Annotated in this window: 21 protein-coding genes, 1 rRNA gene and 1 pseudogene; 16 read left to right on the top strand and 7 right to left on the bottom strand. The window is 69.3% G+C overall.

Features of this window, described 5'->3' with window-relative positions; translation table 11 throughout:
• Position 1: 1 nt before the first annotated feature.
• Entirely contained in the window at positions 2-769 is a 768-nt protein-coding gene (fabI, locus tag QFZ58_RS28215; RefSeq protein ID WP_307127712.1) for an enoyl-ACP reductase FabI, read from the top strand.
• 239 nt (positions 770-1008) lie between these two features.
• Positions 1009-1344, top strand: coding sequence for a hypothetical protein (locus QFZ58_RS28220; RefSeq protein ID WP_307129018.1), 336 nt, complete (start codon positions 1009-1011; stop codon positions 1342-1344).
• A 61-nt stretch (positions 1345-1405) separates the two neighbouring features.
• Here the strand turns inward: QFZ58_RS28220 and QFZ58_RS28225 are convergent, their stop codons facing one another.
• Positions 1406-2080, bottom strand: a complete 675-nt coding sequence (locus tag QFZ58_RS28225; RefSeq protein WP_307127713.1) for a FadR/GntR family transcriptional regulator — start codon at positions 2078-2080, stop codon at positions 1406-1408.
• A 101-nt stretch (positions 2081-2181) separates the two neighbouring features.
• On the opposite strand from QFZ58_RS28225, the gene QFZ58_RS28230 reads away from it, so the two are divergent.
• The 4 genes from QFZ58_RS28230 to QFZ58_RS28245 all read left to right on the top strand — a co-directional run bounded on the left by QFZ58_RS28230 (position 2182) and on the right by QFZ58_RS28245 (position 4602).
• The gene (locus tag QFZ58_RS28230; RefSeq protein WP_307127714.1) at positions 2182-3453 is read left to right on the top strand and encodes an MFS transporter; all 1272 of its coding nucleotides are present in this window, start codon (positions 2182-2184) and stop codon (positions 3451-3453) included.
• Positions 3454-3470: 17 nt separating this feature from the next.
• Positions 3471-3587, top strand: coding sequence for an SGM_5486 family transporter-associated protein (locus QFZ58_RS28235; RefSeq protein ID WP_307127715.1), 117 nt, complete (start codon positions 3471-3473; stop codon positions 3585-3587).
• 160 nt (positions 3588-3747) lie between these two features.
• The gene (locus tag QFZ58_RS28240) at positions 3748-3954 is read left to right on the top strand and encodes a hypothetical protein (protein ID WP_307127716.1); all 207 of its coding nucleotides are present in this window, start codon (positions 3748-3750) and stop codon (positions 3952-3954) included.
• Between the two features lie 129 nt (positions 3955-4083).
• A complete protein-coding gene (locus QFZ58_RS28245; protein ID WP_307127717.1) occupies positions 4084-4602 on the top strand; it encodes a histidine phosphatase family protein in 519 nt (172 codons plus the stop codon).
• Positions 4603-4725: 123 nt separating this feature from the next.
• Here the strand turns inward: QFZ58_RS28245 and serB are convergent, their stop codons facing one another.
• Positions 4726-5982, bottom strand: a complete 1257-nt coding sequence (gene serB, locus QFZ58_RS28250; RefSeq protein WP_307127718.1) for a phosphoserine phosphatase SerB — start codon at positions 5980-5982, stop codon at positions 4726-4728.
• 283 nt (positions 5983-6265) lie between these two features.
• Here serB and QFZ58_RS28255 point away from each other — a divergent pair, with 283 nt between their 5' ends.
• Positions 6266-8818, top strand: coding sequence for an FHA domain-containing protein (locus tag QFZ58_RS28255; protein ID WP_307127719.1), 2553 nt, complete (start codon positions 6266-6268; stop codon positions 8816-8818).
• Positions 8819-8958: 140 nt separating this feature from the next.
• On the opposite strand, the gene QFZ58_RS28260 is transcribed toward QFZ58_RS28255, so the two are convergent.
• Positions 8959-9717, bottom strand: coding sequence for a transglycosylase SLT domain-containing protein (locus tag QFZ58_RS28260; RefSeq protein ID WP_307127720.1), 759 nt, complete (start codon positions 9715-9717; stop codon positions 8959-8961).
• A gap of 514 nt (positions 9718-10231) precedes the next feature.
• Here QFZ58_RS28260 and QFZ58_RS28265 point away from each other — a divergent pair.
• The 3 genes and pseudogenes from QFZ58_RS28265 to QFZ58_RS28275 form a co-directional block, all read left to right on the top strand.
• Positions 10232-11377: a GAF domain-containing sensor histidine kinase gene (locus QFZ58_RS28265; protein WP_307127721.1), complete on the top strand. Its 1146-nt coding sequence runs from the start codon at positions 10232-10234 to the stop codon at positions 11375-11377.
• The gene (locus QFZ58_RS28270; protein ID WP_307127722.1) at positions 11370-12014 is read left to right on the top strand and encodes a response regulator transcription factor; all 645 of its coding nucleotides are present in this window, start codon (positions 11370-11372) and stop codon (positions 12012-12014) included. Before QFZ58_RS28265 ends, QFZ58_RS28270 begins: the two co-directional genes overlap by 8 nt.
• Positions 12011-12241, top strand: a pseudogene (locus tag QFZ58_RS28275) (chaplin); the annotation flags it as partial. The gene QFZ58_RS28270 and the pseudogene QFZ58_RS28275, both read left to right, overlap by 4 nt.
• Before the next feature lie 68 nt (positions 12242-12309).
• Here the strand turns inward: QFZ58_RS28275 and QFZ58_RS28280 are convergent.
• On the bottom strand, positions 12310-13089 hold the full coding sequence (locus QFZ58_RS28280; RefSeq protein WP_307127723.1) for a hypothetical protein: 780 nt from the start codon (positions 13087-13089) through the stop codon (positions 12310-12312).
• Positions 13090-13209: 120 nt separating this feature from the next.
• Between QFZ58_RS28280 and QFZ58_RS28285 the strand changes: the two genes are divergently transcribed.
• The 4 genes from QFZ58_RS28285 to QFZ58_RS28300 all read left to right on the top strand — a co-directional run bounded on the left by QFZ58_RS28285 (position 13210) and on the right by QFZ58_RS28300 (position 16431).
• Entirely contained in the window at positions 13210-14007 is a 798-nt protein-coding gene (locus QFZ58_RS28285; RefSeq protein WP_307127724.1) for an ABC transporter ATP-binding protein, read from the top strand.
• A gap of 67 nt (positions 14008-14074) precedes the next feature.
• Positions 14075-14503 carry an NfeD family protein gene (locus QFZ58_RS28290; protein WP_307127725.1) on the top strand — a complete coding sequence of 143 codons (429 nt, stop codon included), beginning with the start codon at positions 14075-14077 and terminating at the stop codon, positions 14501-14503.
• Between the two features lie 146 nt (positions 14504-14649).
• Entirely contained in the window at positions 14650-15579 is a 930-nt protein-coding gene (locus tag QFZ58_RS28295) for an SPFH domain-containing protein (protein ID WP_307127726.1), read from the top strand.
• Between the two features lie 84 nt (positions 15580-15663).
• Entirely contained in the window at positions 15664-16431 is a 768-nt protein-coding gene (locus QFZ58_RS28300; RefSeq protein WP_307127727.1) for a sulfite exporter TauE/SafE family protein, read from the top strand.
• Between the two features lie 49 nt (positions 16432-16480).
• Here QFZ58_RS28300 and QFZ58_RS28305 read toward each other — a convergent pair whose 3' ends face one another.
• The 3 genes from QFZ58_RS28305 to QFZ58_RS28315 form a co-directional block, all read right to left on the bottom strand.
• The gene (locus tag QFZ58_RS28305; RefSeq protein WP_307127728.1) at positions 16481-16987 is read right to left on the bottom strand and encodes an HNH endonuclease; all 507 of its coding nucleotides are present in this window, start codon (positions 16985-16987) and stop codon (positions 16481-16483) included.
• Between the two features lie 141 nt (positions 16988-17128).
• Positions 17129-17662 (bottom strand): YbhB/YbcL family Raf kinase inhibitor-like protein, encoded by a 534-nt coding sequence (locus QFZ58_RS28310; protein ID WP_307127729.1) that lies wholly within the window; start codon positions 17660-17662, stop codon positions 17129-17131.
• A gap of 54 nt (positions 17663-17716) precedes the next feature.
• Entirely contained in the window at positions 17717-18499 is a 783-nt protein-coding gene (locus QFZ58_RS28315; protein ID WP_307127730.1) for a sporulation protein, read from the bottom strand.
• Positions 18500-18586: 87 nt separating this feature from the next.
• Here QFZ58_RS28315 and QFZ58_RS28320 point away from each other — a divergent pair, with 87 nt between their 5' ends.
• Both QFZ58_RS28320 and QFZ58_RS28325 read left to right on the top strand, forming a co-directional pair.
• The gene (locus QFZ58_RS28320; RefSeq protein ID WP_307127731.1) at positions 18587-19228 is read left to right on the top strand and encodes a DNA-3-methyladenine glycosylase; all 642 of its coding nucleotides are present in this window, start codon (positions 18587-18589) and stop codon (positions 19226-19228) included.
• Positions 19229-19803: 575 nt separating this feature from the next.
• Positions 19804-21329: ribosomal RNA gene (locus QFZ58_RS28325) — 16S ribosomal RNA — on the top strand.
• The last annotated feature ends 289 nt before the right edge of the window (positions 21330-21618 follow it).

Genomic DNA, 21618 nt, shown 5'->3' on the forward strand with positions numbered 1-21618 from the left:
CATGAGCGGAATTCTCGACGGCAAGCGCATCCTCATCTCGGGTGTGCTGATGGAGTCGTCCATCGCGTTCCACACCGCGAAGGTGGCCCAGGAGCAGGGCGCCGAGGTCATCCTGACCGCCTTCCCCCGGCCGACACTGACCGAGCGCATCGCCAAGAAGCTCCCGAAGCCCGCCAAGGTCATCGAGCTCGACGTGACCAACGACGAGCACCTCGACCGGCTCGCGGGGCTCGTCAAGGACGAGCTCGGCTCGCTGGACGGAGCCGTGCACTCCATCGGCTTCGCGCCGCAGGACGCGCTCGGCGGCAACTTCCTGAACACGCCCTTCGAGTCCGTCGCCACCGCGATGCACGTATCGGCGTTCTCGCTGAAGTCCCTCGCCATGGCCTGCAAGCCGCTGATGGCGGACGGCGGCTCGATCGTCGGTCTCACCTTCGACGCGCAGTTCGCCTGGCCCCAGTACGACTGGATGGGCCCGGCCAAGGCGGCTCTGGAGGCGACCTCCCGCTACCTCGCCCGCGACCTCGGCGGCGACAGCATCCGCTGCAACCTGATCTCGGCGGGTCCCATCGGCTCGATGGCCGCCAAGTCCATCCCGGGCTTCGGCGACCTCGCGGAGGTCTGGAACACCCGGTCGCCGCTGGCCTGGGACATGGCCGACCCGGAGCCGGCCGGCCGCGGCGTCGTCGCGCTGCTCTCGGACTTCTTCCCGAAGACGACGGGCGAGATCATCCACGTCGACGGCGGCGTGCACATGATGGGCGCCTGACCCCACGCACGAACGCACGGCCGCGTGCCGCCCCTCACCGGGGCGGCACGCGGCCGTCGTGCGTCCCCGGGTTCGCCGCTGCGGCCTCTCGAGTCGAAAAGCGGGCTGTTCCACCGCAGAATGTGGTGGAACCGGACTTTCGGTCCGGCCGGTCAGGCTGTGGGGAGGAGACGGTTGTGCGCTCCACACATCGCCGAACCCGGGACCCGCGCACCACGCGCCGCCGGACCTGGGCCCTGATGGCCGCAGCGGCGGTCGTCGCCGGTCTCCTCGCCCCGGTCGCCGTGAGCGCGGCCGGCCGGGTGGGGAGCGGGGCGGCGGCACCCGCCGCGAAGGCCCCCGAACCTTCGGGATCCGAATGCCGTACGTCGGTCGCGGGCTCCCGGGTCGTCGCCTACTGCCACAACCCGTACCCCACCACCGATGTCGTCCAGCTCCACACCGAGTGCGCCCGCTGGTGGGACGTGGACGCCGACGGCAAGCCGGTGGCGGTGCGGCCGGGTGCGACCGTCAGGCTCGAGGACCGCTGCTGGAAAGAGGTCGGCTCGGCCTGGGTCAGCCACCACGACGGCTGACGCGGCGCCGCAGGCAGGGCCCGCCCTGTCAGGCGCGCTCCCGCAGCCGGGGCCCGCCCTGTCAGGCGCGCTCCCGCAGGCAGTTCAGTGCGTGGCTCGCGGCCTCGGCGGCCGCCGTCTCCGTGTCACCTGCCCGGATCGCCTCCACCAGCCGTGCGTGGTCCATGTACTGCTCGGGCCGCAGCTCAGGCCCGACGTCTTCGCGCAGGTAGTCGCGGAGCAGGTCGTTCAGATCGGCGTAGAGCTCGGTCAGCACGTCGTTGTGGGATGCGGCGACCACGGCCAGGTGCAGCGTCGCGTCGGCGGCCACGAACGCCTCGGCGTCCCCGGCGGCCCAGGTGGCCTCGCGCCGCGCCATCAGCGCGTCCAGCTGCCTCAGGTCCCGGTCCGTGCGCCGCAGGGCGGCGAGCCGGGCCGCCGACGACTCCAGCGTGGAGCGCAGCTCGGCCACATGACGGGGATCGGCGTCGGCGAACCGGCGCTGCATCACGCCGGCCAGCTCGCTCGTGGCGACCACGTACGTGCCGGAGCCCTGACGGATGTCCAGCAGCCCGTTGTGCGCCAGAGCGCGTACGGCCTCACGGACCGTGTTGCGGGCGACCCCCAGCTGCTCCACCAGTTCGGGTTCGGTCGGGATGCGCGAGCCCACGGGCCACTCGCCCGAAGTGATCTGATTCCTCAGCTGGGCAATCACCTGGTCGGCGAGAGCCGAACGCCGCGGAGACGTCAGCGCCATGATGCTCCTTGTTCGGGTCCGTGAAGCGTGTGCCGGATTCTCTCAGGCGGGAGGTGCCGGGAGTGGACAATCAATCATCCCATGATTCTATGATGGGTCCCATGTCCCACGACGAGACCCCGGCGACCCTGAGCCCCACGCCCACCCGCGGCGCGCACCCGCCCGCCCCGGCTCCCGCCACCGGCCCCGCCCCGTGGCTGCCGCGCCTGGTCGTCGTGGGTCTCGTCCTGGCCGCGCTCAACCTCCGGCCCGCCATCACCAGCCTCGGCCCCCTCCTCGAAGAGGTGCGGGACGGGCTCCACATGAGCGGCAGCGTCGCCGGCGTCCTCACGTCCGTACCGCCGTTCTGCTTCGCGCTCTTCGGCTTCATGGCACCACGGCTCGCCCGCCGGTTCGGCCCGGGCGCCATCGTCTGCGCGGGCATGGCCGCCATCGCTGCCGGCCTGCTGATCCGCCCGTTCGCCGGGAGTACGGCGGGCTTCCTCGCCGCCAGCGCCCTCGCCCTCATGGGCATCGCCGTCAGCAACGTCCTGATGCCCGTCATCGTCAAGCGCTGGTTCCCCGACCGGGTCGGCAGCATGACCGGCCTGTACTCGATGGCCCTGGCACTCGGCACCGCGCTCGCGGCCGCTCTGACCGTGCCCATGACGAACGCGCTGGGCGGCAGCTGGCAGACAGGCCTCGTCGTCTGGGCGGCGCTGGCCGCCGTCGCGATCGTGCCCTGGCTCCCGCTCGTACGGGACCGCGACGGCGCGTCCGGCAAGCCCGCGGAGCAGCTCCCGCCGGCCCCCGCGCTCAGGATCACCCGCAGCCGGACCTCCTGGGCCCTGGCCTGCTTCTTCGGTCTCCAGGCCACGGCCGCTTACATCACCATGGGCTGGATGCCGCAGATCTTCCGCGACGCGGGCATCTCGGCAGGGACCGCCGGAGTCCTGCTGGCCGTGACCATGGCCATGGGCGTGCCCCTCGCCTTCGTCATCCCCCGGGCCGCCGCCCGGCTGCGGAACCAAGGCCCGATCGTCCTCGTCCTGGGAGGCTGCGGCCTCCTCGGCTACGCCGGCCTCTACCTCGCCCCCGCGGGCGGCGCCTGGCTCTGGGCCGTGCTGCTGGGCGTCGCGAACTGCGCCTTCCCGCTCGCCCTCACCATGATCGGGATGCGGTCCCGCACCGGCGCCGGCGTGGTCCGGCTCTCGGCCTTCGCGCAGTCCACCGGCTATCTGCTCTCGATCCCCGGCCCGCTCCTCGTCGGCGTGCTCTACCAGCACAGCGGAGGCTGGGGCCTGCCGATCGGGCTGATGGCGGCCCTCATGATCCCGCAGATGGCGGCAGGCGTACTCGCCGGGCGGGACCGGACGATCGAGGACGAATGCTGAGATGCGAGACTGGGCACATGCCAGTGCTCGATCCGCATCCCCAGAACGGTCAGAAGAAGCTTCTCCTCGTGTTCGGGGCGATGCTCCTCATCTCGGTGATCATCGGTGTGATCGCCACGATCGCCTCCCCCTGACCCCCCGGGTAGTAGGGCTGGCCCCCCCGGTGGTAGGGCTGGCCCCCCGTCCCCTAGGGGGGCAGGTTCAGGGTCGACTGGGTGGATCACCGGATGGGGCCGCCCCCCGTTCTTCCGTAGGTTCTCCGTATCAGAGAGCCGAGGACCCACGGAGGCGGACATGTCGGCCCGTACACAGACCCGGACCCACCGCGCGGCCTCGGACACCGTCGAGATCCGGCTGCCGTGGTGGGCCGTCGCGCTGCCCGCGCTCGCCTTCGCCGCGCTCCTGCTGCTGATCGCGGGGCCCGGCCAGGCACAGGCCGCGGCCGGCGATCCCGCCGTCGGACGGCTGCTCGGGCGCGTCCTGGAGCTGCTGTCCGCCTGAGCGGAGCCGCTGCCCGCGCGACGGTCCCGAACAGGCGGACGGGCACGTCGCACGGCTTGTGTCACCCGCACCGGGCGAGCACGCCAACACCCTGCGCCCGGACGCGCAATTCGTGCGAAGCTGAGGTGTATGAGCGCCGACACACCTCGCAGGATCGTCCTTCTCAGGCACGCAAAGGCGGAATGGTCGCAGCAGTCCGACCATGAGCGGCCCCTCGCCGAACGGGGACGCAAGGACGCCCCCGTCGCCGGCCGCAAGCTCGCCGATTCCGGCACCGTCTTCGATCTGGCTCTGTGCTCGACCGCCGTCAGGACCCGCGAGACCTGGAAGCTCGCGGTCCACGAGTTCGCGCAGCGCCCGAAGACCGTGTACGAGGAGAGGCTGTACGAGGCCTCCCTCGGCGAACTGATCGCCCTGTTCGACGAGACCTCCGACGAGGTGCGAAACCTCCTGGTCATCGGCCACAACCCGGGCATGCACGGCGTGGCCGACGCCCTTTCCGGCCGGGGCGAGGGGGACACGCTCGCCCGGATGACCAAGGACGGGTTCCCCACCGCTGCCTACGCCGTCGTCGAGTTCTCCGGCTCCTGGAAGAACCTGGAACACGGCGTGGGCACACTCGTCGAGTACTGGACCCCGAACGACTGAGGCGGGTCCCCGTCGAGCGCGCCGTATCCCCGAGCCCCGGCGCGCCGTACCCCCCACCGGTTCGTTCGCATGACGGGGCCCCGGCACAGTCGCTGTGCCGGGGCCTTGTCATGCGCGATGCGCTCAGTCGACCAGGCCGTCGGCGGCCTCGACCTCCTCGCGGGTGATCCCCAGCAGATACAGCACGGTGTCCAGGAAGGGGACGTTCACCGCTGTGTGGGCGGCCTCGCGGACCACCGGCTTCGCGTTGAACGCGACACCCAGACCGGCCGTGTTCAGCATGTCCAGGTCGTTCGCGCCGTCACCGATCGCCACCGTCTGTGCCAGCGGGACCCCCGCCTGCTCCGCGAAACTGCGCAGCAGACGTGCCTTGCCGGCCCGGTCCACGACGTCGCCCACGACCCGGCCCGTGAGCTTGCCGTCGACGACCTCCAAGGTGTTGGCGGACGCGAAGTCCAGCCCCAGGCGCTCCTTGAGGTCGTCGGTGACCTGGGTGAAACCGCCCGAGACCACGCCCACTTGGTAGCCCAGCCGCTTCAGCGTACGGATCAGGGTCCGGGCCCCCGGGGTGAGCCGCACCTCGGCCCGTACCTTCTCCACCACCGACACGTCGAGCCCCGCGAGCAGCGCCACGCGTGCGTGAAGGGACTGCTCGAAGTCCAGCTCGCCGCGCATCGCCCGCTCGGTCACCTCGGCGACCTCGTCCTCGCAGCCGGCGTGCGCCGCGAAGAGTTCGATGACCTCGTCCTGGATGAGTGTGGAGTCCACGTCCATCACGACCAGCCGCTGGGCCCGGCGGCTCAGCCCGGCCGACACCACGGCGATGTCGACGCCGATCCCGGCCGCCTCGACCGCGAGAGCGGTCCGCAGCTCCTCCGTCCCGGTGCCGGACACCGCGAACTCGACGGCGGTGACGGGGTACTTGGCCAGGCGGAAGATGCGGTCGATGTTGCCACCGCTCGAGGTGATCCTGGCCGCTATGGCCGCCGTGGCCTGCGCGGTCAGCGGGTTACCCAGCACCGTCACATGGGAACGGCCGACGCCACGGGGCCGGTTGTCACCCGTGCCGGAGATGATCTCGGCCTGCAGCCGCAGCGACTCCGCCCAGCTGTGCACGGTCGCCCGGAGGTCGCCCTCGGTCGTACCGCCCGCGGCCGGGGAGGTCACCAGGGCGCACAGGACGATACGTCCACGGGTGACGACCTGCTCGATGTCCACGACGTCGACGGCATAGGCGGCCAGGGTGTCGAAGAGTCCGGCGGTGATGCCCGGACGGTCCTTCCCGAAGATCTTGACGAGAAGCGTGGGCGTCTCCGGGCCCTGAGGGGGCTCAGGAAGCTCAGGGGACCGGGGAGGCTGAGGGGGCTGAGGTGCGCTCATGGTGGGACCCACCGTATAGGTCGTGCGCGGGGCCGCCGAAGCCCGTCCCGAGTGGCGGACAGACTGTGACGGGACCGCGACCGGCGCACCACGGCCGGGTGCGGGCTGCCCCGGTTGCGGCACTCCGCACCGGTATCTTCCCCGGCCGGACGGCGGATACCGAGGCCTCCGCGCGGTCTTCACGCCGCCCGGCTTTCCGTTCCGGGACCGCTCCTGGAATAGTTCCCCACGATGTTCAGCATCCCTAGGCTCCCTGCGACGGGGGCGACACGGGGGACAACTAGTGGGGCGCGGAGTGCCGGAACTCGTACTGGAATTGAATGGCAGGACCTGGACGCTCGATCCGTCCAGGCCGTACACCCTCGGACGCGATCCGCAGGGCGACCTCACGATCGACGATGCGCGGGTGTCGTGGCGCCATGCCACGATCAGCTGGAACGGCCGCAGCTGGTTCGTCGAGGACCACGGCAGCACCAACGGCACGTACGTGCAGGGCCGGCGGATCCAGCAGATGGAGATCGGCGCGGGCATTGCGGTGCACCTGGGAAACGCCACCGACGGCCCGCGGCTGAGCCTCACCGCCGCGGCCGGTGCGGGGGTCGCCGGCGGGCAGGCGGCGGGGGCGCAGCAGGCTCCCGCGCAGCCGCAGCAGCACGGCGGCGCCCCGGGCCGGCAGGCACCGGTGCAGCAGCAGGCCGCCTGGCCGCAGGGGCAGCCGCAGCAGCAGGTGTACCAACCGCCGGTCCCGCACCAGCAGGGTGGCCCCGGCCCGGTGCCGGGAGCGGGCGGGCGCGGCGGCGGTGCGGGGGTGCCTCCGGTCTACGGCGACCGCAGTCCGACCACGTTCCACCAGCTGGATCTCGGGCGCGTCATGCGCATCGGCCGCGCGCTCGAGAACGAGCTGGTCGTCTCGGACCTGCAGGTCTCGCGCCTGCACGCCGAATTCCGTGCGACGCCGGACGGCCGCTTCGAGATCCGGGACCTCGGATCCCACAACGGCACGTACGTCAACGGCCAGCCGCTCAGCAAGTCCGGCTCCGCGCTCATCGGCCCGAACGACATCGTCGGCGTCGGTCACTCGACCTTCCGGCTGGTCGGGGACCGGCTGGAGGAGTTCGTCGACACCGGCGAGGTCTCCTTCTCGGCCCGCCACCTGACGGTGACGGTCGACGGGGGCAAGGACATCCTCAAGGACGTCTCCTTCGGCGTCCCGGAGAAGTCGCTGGTCGCGGTCATCGGGCCGTCGGGATCCGGCAAGTCCACCCTGCTCAAGGCGCTCACCGGTTACCGGCCCGCCAACCAGGGCGACGTCCTCTACGACAACCGGAACCTGTACAAGCAGTTCGCCGAGCTGCGGCAGCGCATCGGCCTCGTCCCCCAGGACGACATCCTGCACAAGGAACTCACGGTCACCAAGGCCCTCAGGTATGCCGCCAAGCTCCGCTTCCCCGCGGACACCACCGAGGCCGAGCGCACCGCCCGGATCCACGAGGTCCTCGCCGAGCTCAAGCTCGACATCCACAAGGACAAGAAGGTCACCTCGCTCTCCGGAGGCCAGCGCAAGCGCGTCTCCGTGGCCCTCGAGCTGCTGACCAAGCCGTCGCTGATCTTCCTGGACGAGCCGACCTCCGGCCTCGACCCGGGCATGGACCGTGACGTCATGCAGCTGCTGCGCGGTCTCGCCGACGACGGTCGTACGGTCCTCGTGGTCACGCACTCCGTGGCCGAGCTGGCCATCTGCGACAAGCTGCTGGTGATGGCGCCCGGCGGTTCCGTCGCCTACTTCGGCCCGCCCGAGGAGGCGCTGAACTTCTTCGGCTACACCAGCTGGGCGGACGTCTTCTCCGCGTTCGAGAACTACCGCGACTACGACTGGGCGGGCCGCTGGCGCGGCTCCCAGCACTACCAGATGTACGCCGCGGACATCGACGCCGTGGCCGCGCAGCCCGTCCACATGCCCTCGCCGCAGCAGATGCGCCCGCCGAAGCCGTCGGGCTGGGCGGCCCAGCTGTGGACGCTGATGCGCCGGTACGTCTCGGTGATCGCCTCCGACAAGGGCTTCCTCCTCCTGATGGTGCTGCTGCCTGCCGTACTCGGCGTGGTCAGCGTGGTCATCCCGGCGGAGTTCGGTCTCGCGGAGCCCGATCCGCCGTCGCGGTTCAACGGCAAGGCCGGGACCATCATGCTGATCCTCGCGGTCGGCATGTGCTTCGCCGCCGCGGCGAACTCCGTACGAGAACTGATCAAGGAGCGGGTCATCTACGAACGGGAAAGGGCCACCGGCCTCTCCCGTTCCGCCTACCTGCTGTCCAAGGTGATCGTCCTCGGCGTGATCACCGCCTTCCAGGGCGTGATCATCTGCGGGATCGGCTTCTCCACCCGCGAGCTGCCGGAGGAGGGCCTGTTCATGCCCCCCGCCGTGGAGATCTGCCTGTCGATCATCGTGCTCGGCTTCACCTCGATGATGGTCGGCCTGCTGATCTCCGCGCTGGTGAAGACCGCCGAGAAGACGATGCCGCTGCTCGTCATGTTCGCCATCGTCCAGGTCGTCTTCACCGGTGTGCTCTTCCAGGTCTACGGTTCCCCGGGCCTGGAGCAGTTCGCCTGGCTCATGCCGTCGCGCTGGGCGGTCGCCGCGGCCGGCACCACGCTGGACCTCGCCCACCTCATGCCGCCGTGGGATCCGAAGAACCCGACCGACCTGGACCCCCTCTGGGAGCACTCGGCCGGGCAGTGGGGGATCAACATCGCGGTCATGTTCCTCATGAGCGCCGTCCTGTTCGTCGCGGTCTCACGGATGCTGCGCCGCCACGAGCCCGAGGTGATGCGCAAGTAACGCACCGGGGCCGCGCCGGACCCGGAAACGCCCGAGGGCGGCACCCCACGGGGTGCCGCCCTTCGGCATGTGCCGGCCGGTCACGCGACGCTGCGGACCGGCGGGTCGGCTGCTCTGCCAGGCCTCGCTCGGTGCGTGGCTCAGTACGCGCTGTCGACGTTGTCGATCGAGCCGTACTTGTCCGCTGCGTAGTTGGCGGCGGCGGTGATGTTGGCGACCGGGTCGTACTGGTCGTGCTTGGTGCCCTTGACGTGGTAGAAGTCGAAGGTCGGCTTGATGACCTGCAGCAGGCCCTTGGACGGGACGCCGTTGATCGCGTTGATGTCCCAGTTGTTGATGGCACGCGGGTTGCCGCTGGACTCACGCATGATGTTGCGGTGCAGCCCCTCGTACGTGCCGGGGATGTTCTTCTTGTGCATGATCGAGAGGGCCTCGCGGATCCAGCCGTCGAGGTTGTCGGCGAAGACCGGCTTGCGGGCGGCCGAACGGCTGGCCTTCTCGGCGGAACGCTTCTTCGCGTCGGCCGCGGCCTTCGCCTTCTTCTCGGCAGCGGCCTTGCTCTTGGCCTCGGCCACGGCCTTGGCCTTCTCCTCGGCCTTGTCCGCGGCCTTCTTCTCGGCTGCGGCGGCCTTGGCCTTGGCCGAGTCGGCGGCCTTCACCAGCTGCTCGGCGGTGGAGTGCTGCTCGATGATGCTGGCCTGCACGGTCTTGGTCTGCGGCGTACCGGCGAACACGACCGGCGCGCCTGCGGCGGCCTGCGGCTCGGTCGTCGCCGAAGCGTCGTCCGGGACGAGCGAGAACGCGAGAGCGGCGGCGGCCAGGGTGGAAACACCCGCGACGGAGAGCTTCTGCGCCTTGTTCAGGCGACGGTTACGGCTGGTGATGCGGGAGACAGACATACAGTCGTACCTCTTCGAATAGCAGGAGTCCTCGGCGAGGACGCGGACGGAAGCGCCGGGGCGCATCTCCGTCGGGGACAGATGCAATTCTTAGCGCCAGCAAAATGGCCTGGCAAAGGTGTGACGTACGAAGCCGGGTAGTGGAAGAGGGAGCTGTTCATGCGTCCTTGTCCGTTTTGAGCACTGCCGTATTGACCGTTTTGGGACAACTATCCGTCTTCGTAAGTGATGTGGGTCCTATGCCTCGGCTCACATGCGGGGCCCTCCGACCTCACGAAATGTTGCTTGTGTAATGCGGAGAGTCAGCGTCCCTCTGAGGCGGGAGGAGGCGGACGCCCCCGGACTCGCGCCGGAGGCGGAGACGGCTCTCGCCCACCGCCGCCTCCGGGGCGCGCACAGCAGTGCCGTCGGCCCGTGGCACGTGCCGGGACCAGGAGCCCTAGGTCCACAGCCCCACTCCTCGGCCGTCCACAGGCGGATACGGCGGCCGGCTGCCCGCCGGTACGGTGAAGGCATGAGCCACCGCCCACCGTCGGGCCTCGCCGCGGTCAGCGCCGCGCTGCTCGCCATGAGCCGGCACCTCGAGATGCGGGACGTCCTCAAGACGATCGTCGCGTCCGCCCGCGAACTGCTGGACGCCGAGTACGCGGCCCTGGGTGTCCCCGACGACCACGGCGGCTTCGCGCAATTCGTCGTCGACGGGGTCAGCGACGAGGAGTGGAAGGCCATCGGCCCGCTGCCCCGGCAGCACGGCATCCTCGCCGCGATGCTCCACGAGGCGAAGCCCGAGCGGCTCGCCGACGTCCGCGAGGACCCGCGCTTCGGCGGCTGGCCCGATGCCCACCCCGACATGTCCGACTTCCTCGGCCTGCCCATCCAGGACGGCGACGAGATCATCGGCGCGCTCTTCCTCGCCAACAAGCGGTGTCCCCGGCCGCAGGGCGGCTGCGGGTTCACGGAGGAGGACGAAGAGCTCCTGGGCATCCTCGCCCAGCACGCGGCGATCGCCCTCACCAACGCCCGGCTGTACGAGCGCAGCCGCGAGCTCACCATCGCCGAGGAGCGCTCGAGACTCGCCCACGAGCTGCACGACGCCGTCAGTCAGAAGCTCTTCTCGCTCCGGCTGACCGCCCAGGCCGCCGCCGCCCTCGTCGACCGGGACCCGGCCCGGGCCAAGGGCGAGCTCCAGCAGGTGGCGACGCTGGCCGCGGAGGCCGTGGACGAGTTGCGCGCCGCCGTGGTCGAGCTGCGCCCCGCGGCCCTGGACGAGGACGGCCTGGTCGCCACGCTCCGCACCCAGATCCGCGTCATGGACCGGGCCCACAGCGCCCGGGTCACCTTCGGGAGCAGCGGTGTACGCGCGCTGCCCTCGGCCCAGGAGGAGGCGCTGCTCCGGGTCGCACAGGAAGCCCTGCACAACGCCCTGCGCCACTCGGGCGCCGAGCGGGTCTCCGTCACACTCGGCCGGGAGGCCTCCGCGACGGTGCTGCGGATCACCGACGACGGCCGCGGCTTCGACGTCCACGCGGTCCGGCGCGCGGGCCGGCATCTGGGCCTCGTCTCGATGCGGCACCGGGCGGGCAGTGTCGGCGGCAGGCTCACGGTCGCCTCGGAGGCCGGCAAAGGCACCACGATCCGGATGGAGATCCCCTGTGGCTGACAAGATCATCAGGGTGCTGCTGGTCGACGACCACCAGGTGGTCCGGCGCGGCCTGCGCACCTTCCTGGAGATCCAGGACGACATAGAGGTCGTGGGGGAGGCCTCGGACGGGGCCGAGGGCGTCGCGAGGACCGAGGAGCTGCGGCCCGACGTCGTCCTGATGGACATCAAGATGCCGGGCACCGACGGCATCGAGGCCCTGCGCCGGCTCAGGGAACTCGCGAATCCCGCCAAGGTACTGATCGTCACGAGCTTCACCGAGCAGCGCACGGTCGTCCCCGCCCTGCGCGCCGGCGCCTCGGGCTACGTGTACAAGGACGTCGACCCGGACGCCCTGGCCGGTGCCATCCGCTCCGTCCACGCCGGGCACGTCCTGCTGCAGCCGGAGGTCGCCGACGCGCTCCTCGCCCAGGAGGACGCCGGGAGCGGTACGGGCCGGGGGAGCACGCTGACGGAACGGGAGCGCGAGGTGCTCGGGCTCATCGCCGACGGCCGCTCCAACCGGGAGATCGCCCGGGCTCTGGTGCTGTCGGAGAAGACCGTCAAGACACACGTGTCGAACATCCTGATGAAGCTGGATCTGTCCGACAGGACCCAGGCCGCGCTCTGGGCCGTCCGGCACGGGGCGGCCGGCTGACCGGGCAAGCGGCCCGGCCCGGCACCCGCGGCCTCGTCGCCGAGGGTGCCGGGGCCGCCTCCGCCGCGGGCCACGAGGACGCAGGCGCCCACGGCACGGCCGTCGGCTCCCCGGGCGTCGCCTCGGGCGATCTCGCGCAGGCCCCGGTGCACGTCCCGGTGAACGCGGCCGGCACCACCGTCGACGCGGTGGGCCTGCTCGACCCGGCCCTCGGCGACGTCGGCCTTGAACGGCTGACCCGCACCCCGCACACCGCCACCGGGCGGGCCCCTCCAGCCCGCCCGGCTACCGGCGCCTACCGCCCCCGTTCCTCCACATACGCGTTGTACGCCGCGACCTGGGCCCGCCGGGCCACCCGCTCCACCGGCCGCAGCGCCTCGCCCCGGGCCGCGATCTCCGAAGCGCTCACCGCGCCCCCGGGGCCGTTCTCGTGAGCCACCGAGACCAGCAGCCCCACCCGCTGGGCCAGCTCGAGCACCCGTACGGCGCGCGGCGGGTAGCCGGGGGCCAGCACCTCCCGTCCCCGCTCCGCCCGCGCCCGGTACGCGTCCACCGCCGCCTCCGCGACCGGGCCGGAACCGGCGACATCCAGCCGGGACAGCACCGCCGTCGCGTCCCGTAGCGCCTCGGCGAGCTCCCGCTCCGCCTCGCCCAGCGACGGCACGTCGGCCGGGGGCGCCTCCCGTACCGGCAGGCAGTGCCACACCACCTCGACGTGCAGGTCCCCGGCGGGCCCCACCTCGGTCACCTCCGGTACGAGCCCGTACGGTGCCCCGGACGTGACCACCGCCTCCTCCGCCTCCAGCGCACGCGCGTTGAAGGCCGGTGGCCCGCTGAGCCCCAGCGGATGGCCGGGCACCGGCAGCGCGACCCGGTAACCGGTCGCACCGAGCCCCCTCAGCCGTCCGAGTGCCAGCGTGAGCCCGACGGGCCCCGCCTCACCCGGCAGACCCTCGACGCGGTGCACCGCGTCCTCACCGACGATCGCGAGCGCCGCGTCGTCCGGCGACACAAGTCCCGACAGAAGCGCGTTTCCCCATGCGGCGAGCCGCCCTGAGCGTGGTTCCGAAAGCATGGGAACAGCCTAGGGAACAGCCCCCGGGCCTGAGCACTCTCCGGGTGGCGTAGGTTTTCCCTGGGAGCTGTGCCCGCAGGCACGCGACGATCTCGACACTGCATGGGGAGACAACGCGCCATGAGCGATGTACTGGAGCTGGTGGACGTATCAGTGGTCCGCGACGGACGCGCTCTGGTGGACGACGTCTCCTGGTCGGTCAAGGAGGGGGAGCGCTGGGTCATCGTCGGCCCGAACGGCGCCGGAAAGACCACCCTCCTCAACATCGCGTCCAGCTACCTCTTCCCGAGCACCGGCACGGCCAAGGTCCTCGGCGAACAGCTCGGTGGCGTCGGCACCGACGTCTTCGAGCTCCGCCCCCGCATCGGCATGGCAGGGGTCGCCATGGCCGACAAGCTCCCCAGGCGCCAGACGGTCCTGCAGACGGTCCTCACCGCCGCCTACGGCATGACCGCCACGTGGCACGAGAACTACGAGGCCGTCGACGAGGAGCGCGCCCGGGCCTTCCTCGACCGGCTCGGGATGAGCGACTACCTCGACCGGAAGTTCGGCACCCTCTCCGAGGGGGAGCGCAAGCGCACCCTCATCGCCCGCGCCATGATGACCGACCCCGAGCTGCTCCTGCTCGACGAGCCCGCCGCGGGCCTCGACCTCGGGGGCCGCGAGGACCTGGTCCGCCGCCTGGGACGGCTCGCCCGCGACCCGTACGCCCCCTCCATGGTCATGGTGACCCACCACGTCGAGGAGATCCCGCCCGGCTTCACCCACGTCCTGATGATCCGGCAGGGCAAGGTGCTCGCCGCCGGCCCCATGGAGACCGAGCTCAGCTCCCGCAACCTCTCCCTCTGCTTCGGCCTGCCGCTCGTCGTCGAGCACCACGGCGACCGTTACACGGCCCGCGGGCTGCCCCTCTCCTGACTCCTGCCCGGCAGCCGCTTCCCCGGCGCCCTGTCGGCGGAGGTGACCGGCGCCCTACGATGACCGGGTGGACATCGACGCGTGGGTGTGGTGGCTGATCGGCGCGGTGGGACTGGGCATCCCCCTCGTCCTGACCGCGATGCCCGAATTCGGGATGTTCGCCGTCGGAGCGGTGGCCGCGGCCGTCGTCGCGGCCCTCGGCGGTGGCATCGTCGCCCAAGTACTCGTCTTCGTCGTGGTGTCGGTGGCGCTGATCGCCGTCGTACGCCCGATCGCCGCCCGGCACCGGGCGAGCCAGGCCCCGCACGCCACCGGCATCGACGCCCTGAAAGGCCGTCAGGCCGTCGTCCTGGAACGCGTGGACGGCAGCGGCGGCCGCATCAAGCTCGCCGGTGAGGTCTGGTCCGCGCGCTCCCTCGACAGCGACCAGAGCTTCGAACCGGGCCGCCAGGTCGATGTCGTGGACATCGACGGTGCGACGGCCGTCGTCATGTGAGCGAACCCGTCCCACGGCAGGCCACGGTCTGCCACACTCGAAGTCGATCATCATGAGACCGCAACTGTCATAAGGAACGGGACCGTTGTGACCGTTCGACCGCGAACATCGCGATCCGTCGGCAACCGAAGGGCACGAGGCACACGATGCAACCGATCATCATCGTCCTGATCATTCTGGTGGTGCTCGTCTTCATCGCCCTGATCAAGACGATCCAGGTCATCCCGCAGGCCAGTGCCGCCATCGTGGAGCGCTTCGGCCGCTACACCCGCACGCTCAACGCCGGGCTGAACATCGTCGTCCCGTTCATCGACTCGATCCGTAACCGGATCGACCTCCGCGAACAGGTCGTCCCCTTCCCGCCCCAGCCGGTGATCACCCAGGACAACCTCGTCGTCAACATCGACACCGTCATCTACTACCAGGTGACCGACGCCCGCGCCGCGACCTACGAGGTCGCCAGCTACATCCAGGCGATCGAGCAGCTCACCGTCACGACCCTGCGCAACATCATCGGCGGCATGGACCTCGAGCGGACCCTGACCTCCCGCGAGGAGATCAACGCGGCGCTGCGCGGAGTCCTGGACGAAGCCACCGGCAAGTGGGGCATCCGTGTCAACCGCGTCGAGCTCAAGGCCATCGAGCCGCCCACCTCCATCCAGGACTCGATGGAGAAGCAGATGCGCGCCGACCGTGACAAGCGCGCCGCCATCCTCACCGCCGAAGGCATCAGGCAGTCCGCCATCCTCACCGCGGAGGGCGAGAAGCAGTCCGCGATCCTGCGCGCGGAGGGCGAGGCGAAGGCGTCCGCCCTGCGTGCCGAGGGCGAGGCCCAGGCCATCCGTACGGTCTTCGAGTCCATCCACGCCGGGGACCCGGACCAGAAGCTCCTCTCCTACCAGTACCTCCAGATGCTCCCCAAGATCGCCGAGGGCGACGCCAACAAGCTCTGGATCGTCCCCAGCGAGATCGGCGACGCGCTGAAGGGTCTCAGTGGGGCCTTCGGCAACCTCGGCGGAGGCGTCCCCGGCTTCAACACCGGTCAGGAGCGCCGGGAGCAGCCCCCGGTCGACTGACCGGCCCACACCTTCGGGCATGATCGGTGAGGCCCCTCGACCTTCATGGCGGGGAGGCGTCACTGACCATCGAAGGAGATGGCCTTGTCCATCTGGGAAATGCTCGCGGTCCTCGCGGCCGGAGTCGGCGCCGGGACGATCAACACCATCGTCGGCTCAGGCACATTGATCACCTTCCCCGTCCTGCTCGCCACCGGGCTGCCCCCGGTCACCGCCACGGTCTCCAACGCCCTCGGACTGATCCCGGGGTCGGTCAGCGGCGCCATCGGATACCGCAAGGAGCTCGCCGGCCAGCGCCGCCGCATCCTCAAGCTGAGCGTCGCAGCCCTCATCGGCGGCCTCACCGGCGCCACACTGCTGCTGGCGCTGCCCTCCACGGCCTTCGAGACGATCGTCCCCGTCCTGGTGGCACTCGCACTCGTCCTGGTCATCCTGCAGCCCCGCATCAGCAAGGCGGTCCAGCGGCGCCGCGACCGCACCGGCACGCCCGCCCGTCCCGACGGCGGGCCGCTCCTGTTCACCGGACTCATGCTCGCCAGCGTCTACGGCGGCTACTTCACGGCCGCCCAGGGGATCATCTACCTGTCCCTCATGGGCATGCTGCTCGACGACACCGTGCAGAGGCTCAACGCCGTCAAGAACGTCCTCGCCGCCGTCGTCAACAGCGTCGCGGCACTCTTCTTCCTCTTCGTCGCGGACTTCGACTGGACGGCCGTCGTGCTCATCGCCGTGGGCTCCGCGATCGGTGGGCAGATAGGGGCGAAGGTGGGCCGCCGGCTCAGTCCGCGCCTGCTGCGGGCCCTCATCGTCGTCGTCGGCACCGCCGCCATCGTCCAACTGCTGCTGCGCTGAAGGCGGGAGGCCCGTCCCCGGCCGGGGACGGGCCTCCCGTGCACGCCGGTTACGCAGCGGACCGCGCCAGCCACTCCGGCAGCGCGGACCGGTCACCGGATCCCAGCGCGAGCAGCATGGCATCCGCGGGCGAGGGCACGAACGGCTGCCGCAGCAGCGGCATGCCCGCCTGCTCCGGGGTCCTGGCCGCCTTGCGGTGGTTGTCCTCGGCGCACGACGCCACGGTGTTCAGCCACGTGTCCTGACCCCCCTGCGCACGCGGCACCACGTGGTCCACGGTGCTCGCCCGCCGCCCGCAGTACGCGCACCGGTGCTGGTCCCGTATGAGGACGCCCCTTCTGGACCACGGGGCGTGTCTTCGAAACGGCACCCGTACGTACCGGCAGAGCCTGATCACCCTGGGCACCGGGATGTCGACGGCGGCACCACGCATGCGGAGCCCGGGATCCGCCTGCTCGACAACGGCCTTGTCCTGCAGGATGAGCACCACCGCACGGTTCAGCGTCACCGTCGACAGCGGCTCGAAGCTCGCGTTGAGCACCAGTGTGTCCCGCATCCTGCCCACCTCCCGTGTGCCGCCCGCCCCCCGGCGAGCCCGGATCAACTCTGTCCGGGTGAGCCGTGATGGACAACGCAATAAAAAGTGCCCTGCCCTGATCTCTCCAAGACCAGGGCAGGGCAAACAGGAGGAGAACTGTCAGCTGTCGGGAGACGTGTACTCACCGATCAGCTGGGCGCGGGCCAGGGTGTGGAACCGGAGGTTGAAACCGATCACCGCGGGCGATGCGTCGCTGTCCGGCCCGAGCTTCTCCGTGTCCACCGCGTACACGGTGAAGACGTAACGGTGGTTCTCACCGGCCGGCGGCGCGGCACCGCCGAACTCCTTCGCGCCGTAGTCGTTGCGCACCTGGACCGCGCCCTCGGGGAGCCCTTCGAACGTACCGCTGCCCGCGCCCGCCGGGAGCTCCGTCACCGTCGCCGGGAGGTCGAAGACCACCCAGTGCCAGAACCCGCTGCCCGTGGGGGCGTCCGGGTCGAAGCACGTCACCGCGAAGCTCTTCGTCCCCGTGGGGAAACCCTCCCACCGCAGGTGCGGCGAAGTGTTCCCCGCCGACAACACCTGTGCGTCCGCCAGTACGGCTCCCGGCGCGAGATCGTCGCTCACCACGGTGAACGAGGGGACCTCGGGATGGAAGTCGTGCGGCAGTGGCGCCCTCTTCGACTCGGTCACGTCAGCACCTCTCCTGATCGGCTGCGATCTGTCTCCCACCGACCCTAGGGGGTGTCAGAGCCAGTTGCGCTGTCCGCCGACCTGGGCGAGCCACTGGTTGAGGTACGCGGCCCAGTCCGTGTTCCGGAAATCGTCCAGGCCGACCTTGAACGCGCGGTACGAGTCGCTGCCCTCACTGAAGAGCCCGGGCTTCTTGTCCATCTCCAGCACGACGTCCATCTCGCGGTCGTCCGCGACGAACGTCAGCTCGACCTGGTTCAGTCCGCGGTACTGCTGCGGCGGGAAGAACTCGATCTCCTGGTAGAACGGCAGGCGCTGGCGCGTCCCACGGATGTGGCCGCGCTCCATGTCCGCGCTGCGGAAACCGAAGCCCAGCTGCCCGAAGGCGTCCAGGATGGCCTGCTGGGCCGGCAGCGGGTGCACGTTGATCGGGTCCAGGTCACCGGAGTCCAGTGCCCGGGCGATCTCCAGCTCCGTGGTCACACCGATGTTCATGCCACGCAGGTGCTGTCCGGCGAACATCGTGATCGGCGTCTCCCAGGGGATCTCGAGGCCGAAGGGCACGACGTGCACGGCGCCCGCCTTCACCTCGAAGGCACCGCCTAGGCGCTGCTTGGTGAACTCGATGTCCTGCTTCGTCTCCTGGTCCCCGCCCTCCACCTCGACCCGCGCCTGCAGACCGACCGAGAGGCCCTCGATCTGCTGATCCACGGAACCGCCCTGGATGCGCACCTCACCCTGGACGACCCCGCCGGGGACGACGTTGAGTTCGGTGAGCTCGGTCTCGACCGAAGCACCGCCGGCACCCATGCTCGCGAGCAGCCGCTTGAAGCCCATGATTTCTCCTCCTTGGTCCTGACCTCTACATACGCGCCACGACCGTAGCCGGTTCCCGGTGCGGCCTTCCCAGTACCCTCGGACGCCATGAACGAGGGCATGGACCGTACGCCGCTGACGCGGGACTTCTTCGACCGATCCGTACTGGACGTGGCACCCGATCTGCTCGGCCGCACCCTGGTGCGCACGACCGACGAGGGCCCCATCGAACTACGGCTGACGGAAGTGGAGGCGTACGCGGGGGAGATCGACCCCGGCTCCCACGCGTTCCGCGGCAGGACGGCGCGCAACAGCGTCATGTTCGGTCCGCCGGGCCACTCGTACGTGTACTTCACCTACGGGATGTGGCACTGCCTGAACCTGGTGTGCGGTCCCGAGGGCAAGGCGAGCGGGGTCCTGCTCCGGGCCGGCGAGATCCGGGTGGGGGCGGACATCGCCCGCGCGCGCCGGTTCTCGGCCCGCAACGACCGGGAACTGGCCAAAGGGCCTGCCCGGCTGGCCACCGCCCTCGACGTCGACCGGGCACTCAACGGCGTCGACGTCCTGGACGGTCCGCACGGGCCGCTGTCCGTACTACGGGGCACCCCGCCGCCGCGCGAACAGGTGCGGAGCGGGCCGCGCACCGGTGTGGGCGGAGACGGTTCCCACCAGCCGTGGCGCTTCTGGATCGACGGCGATCCCACGGTGAGCCCGTACCGGGCCCATGCGCCTCGCCGCCGAGCAACTTGACTCGACCCCGCCGGTTCCCTAATGTAGTCCGAGCCGCTTGAACGGATGCAGTTGTTGTTGGCACGGTCCATGGGACCGGTCCGAAGCATCGTGAGAGGGCCAACCACTACCTACGATTCGCCCTGGCGGGCGTAATTTCGGCATGCCGGAATTCGTCCTGACGGCTCGATTATGAGCCGCAGAGGAAATCGGCTAACGTAGTGGACACGCCGAAAGGGAAACGCGAAAGCGAAGAACTGGAAAGCGAAACAGCAGGAACCCGCTTCGGCCGGGAATCGGACACGAAAGAGTCTGATAGAGTCGGAAACGCAAGAACGAAGGGAAGCGCCCGGAGGGCCCCGGTGAAACGGGACCGAAGGAAGCGTCCGTTCCTTGAGAACTCAACAGCGTGCCAAAAGTCAACGCCAGATATGTTGATACCCCGGCCTGCTTCGGCAGGTTGGTGGTTCCTTTGAAAAAGTCCTGCCGGCCTTTACCGGTCCGGTAGGCAACAACAGCGAGGACGCTGTGAACAACCGTTCTTATTCCGATCGGTTGTTCCGCTCTCGTGTTGTGATCCCGATTACGGGAAAACATTCACGGAGAGTTTGATCCTGGCTCAGGACGAACGCTGGCGGCGTGCTTAACACATGCAAGTCGAACGATGAAGCCTTTCGGGGTGGATTAGTGGCGAACGGGTGAGTAACACGTGGGCAATCTGCCCTTCACTCTGGGACAAGCCCTGGAAACGGGGTCTAATACCGGATAACACTCTGTCCCGCATGGGACGGGGTTAAAAGCTCCGGCGGTGAAGGATGAGCCCGCGGCCTATCAGCTTGTTGGTGGGGTGATGGCCTACCAAGGCGACGACGGGTAGCCGGCCTGAGAGGGCGACCGGCCACACTGGGACTGAGACACGGCCCAGACTCCTACGGGAGGCAGCAGTGGGGAATATTGCACAATGGGCGAAAGCCTGATGCAGCGACGCCGCGTGAGGGATGACGGCCTTCGGGTTGTAAACCTCTTTCAGCAGGGAAGAAGCGAAAGTGACGGTACCTGCAGAAGAAGCGCCGGCTAACTACGTGCCAGCAGCCGCGGTAATACGTAGGGCGCAAGCGTTGTCCGGAATTATTGGGCGTAAAGAGCTCGTAGGCGGCTTGTCACGTCGGATGTGAAAGCCCGGGGCTTAACCCCGGGTCTGCATTCGATACGGGCTAGCTAGAGTGTGGTAGGGGAGATCGGAATTCCTGGTGTAGCGGTGAAATGCGCAGATATCAGGAGGAACACCGGTGGCGAAGGCGGATCTCTGGGCCATTACTGACGCTGAGGAGCGAAAGCGTGGGGAGCGAACAGGATTAGATACCCTGGTAGTCCACGCCGTAAACGTTGGGAACTAGGTGTTGGCGACATTCCACGTCGTCGGTGCCGCAGCTAACGCATTAAGTTCCCCGCCTGGGGAGTACGGCCGCAAGGCTAAAACTCAAAGGAATTGACGGGGGCCCGCACAAGCAGCGGAGCATGTGGCTTAATTCGACGCAACGCGAAGAACCTTACCAAGGCTTGACATATACCGGAAAGCATCAGAGATGGTGCCCCCCTTGTGGTCGGTATACAGGTGGTGCATGGCTGTCGTCAGCTCGTGTCGTGAGATGTTGGGTTAAGTCCCGCAACGAGCGCAACCCTTGTTCTGTGTTGCCAGCATGCCCTTCGGGGTGATGGGGACTCACAGGAGACTGCCGGGGTCAACTCGGAGGAAGGTGGGGACGACGTCAAGTCATCATGCCCCTTATGTCTTGGGCTGCACACGTGCTACAATGGCCGGTACAATGAGCTGCGATGCCGCGAGGCGGAGCGAATCTCAAAAAGCCGGTCTCAGTTCGGATTGGGGTCTGCAACTCGACCCCATGAAGTCGGAGTTGCTAGTAATCGCAGATCAGCATTGCTGCGGTGAATACGTTCCCGGGCCTTGTACACACCGCCCGTCACGTCACGAAAGTCGGTAACACCCGAAGCCGGTGGCCCAACCCCTTGTGGGAGGGAGCTGTCGAAGGTGGGACTGGCGATTGGGACGAAGTCGTAACAAGGTAGCCGTACCGGAAGGTGCGGCTGGATCACCTCCTTTCTAAGGAGCACTTCTTACCCGGTTCTCCGGGTCAGAGGCCAGTACACCGGCGAATGTTCGGTGCTGGTTGCTCATGGGTGGAACGTTGACTATTCAGTACCTGGTGGTTCAACCGGGTCGTGAGTACTGCTCCTCGGAGCGTGGAAAACGAATCGGGTGAATTCCGGGTACTGGGCACGCTGTTGGGTGTCTGAAGGTATGGCCGTAAGGCTGCCTTCGACGCCGGCCCCAGTGAACTCGTCGGAAGACGGGGTGATGGGTGGCTGGTCGTTGCTTGAGAACTGCACAG

Source organism: Streptomyces sp. B1I3 (genome assembly GCF_030816615.1).
In the GTDB taxonomy this organism is placed as follows: Bacteria; Actinomycetota; Actinomycetes; order Streptomycetales; family Streptomycetaceae; genus Streptomyces.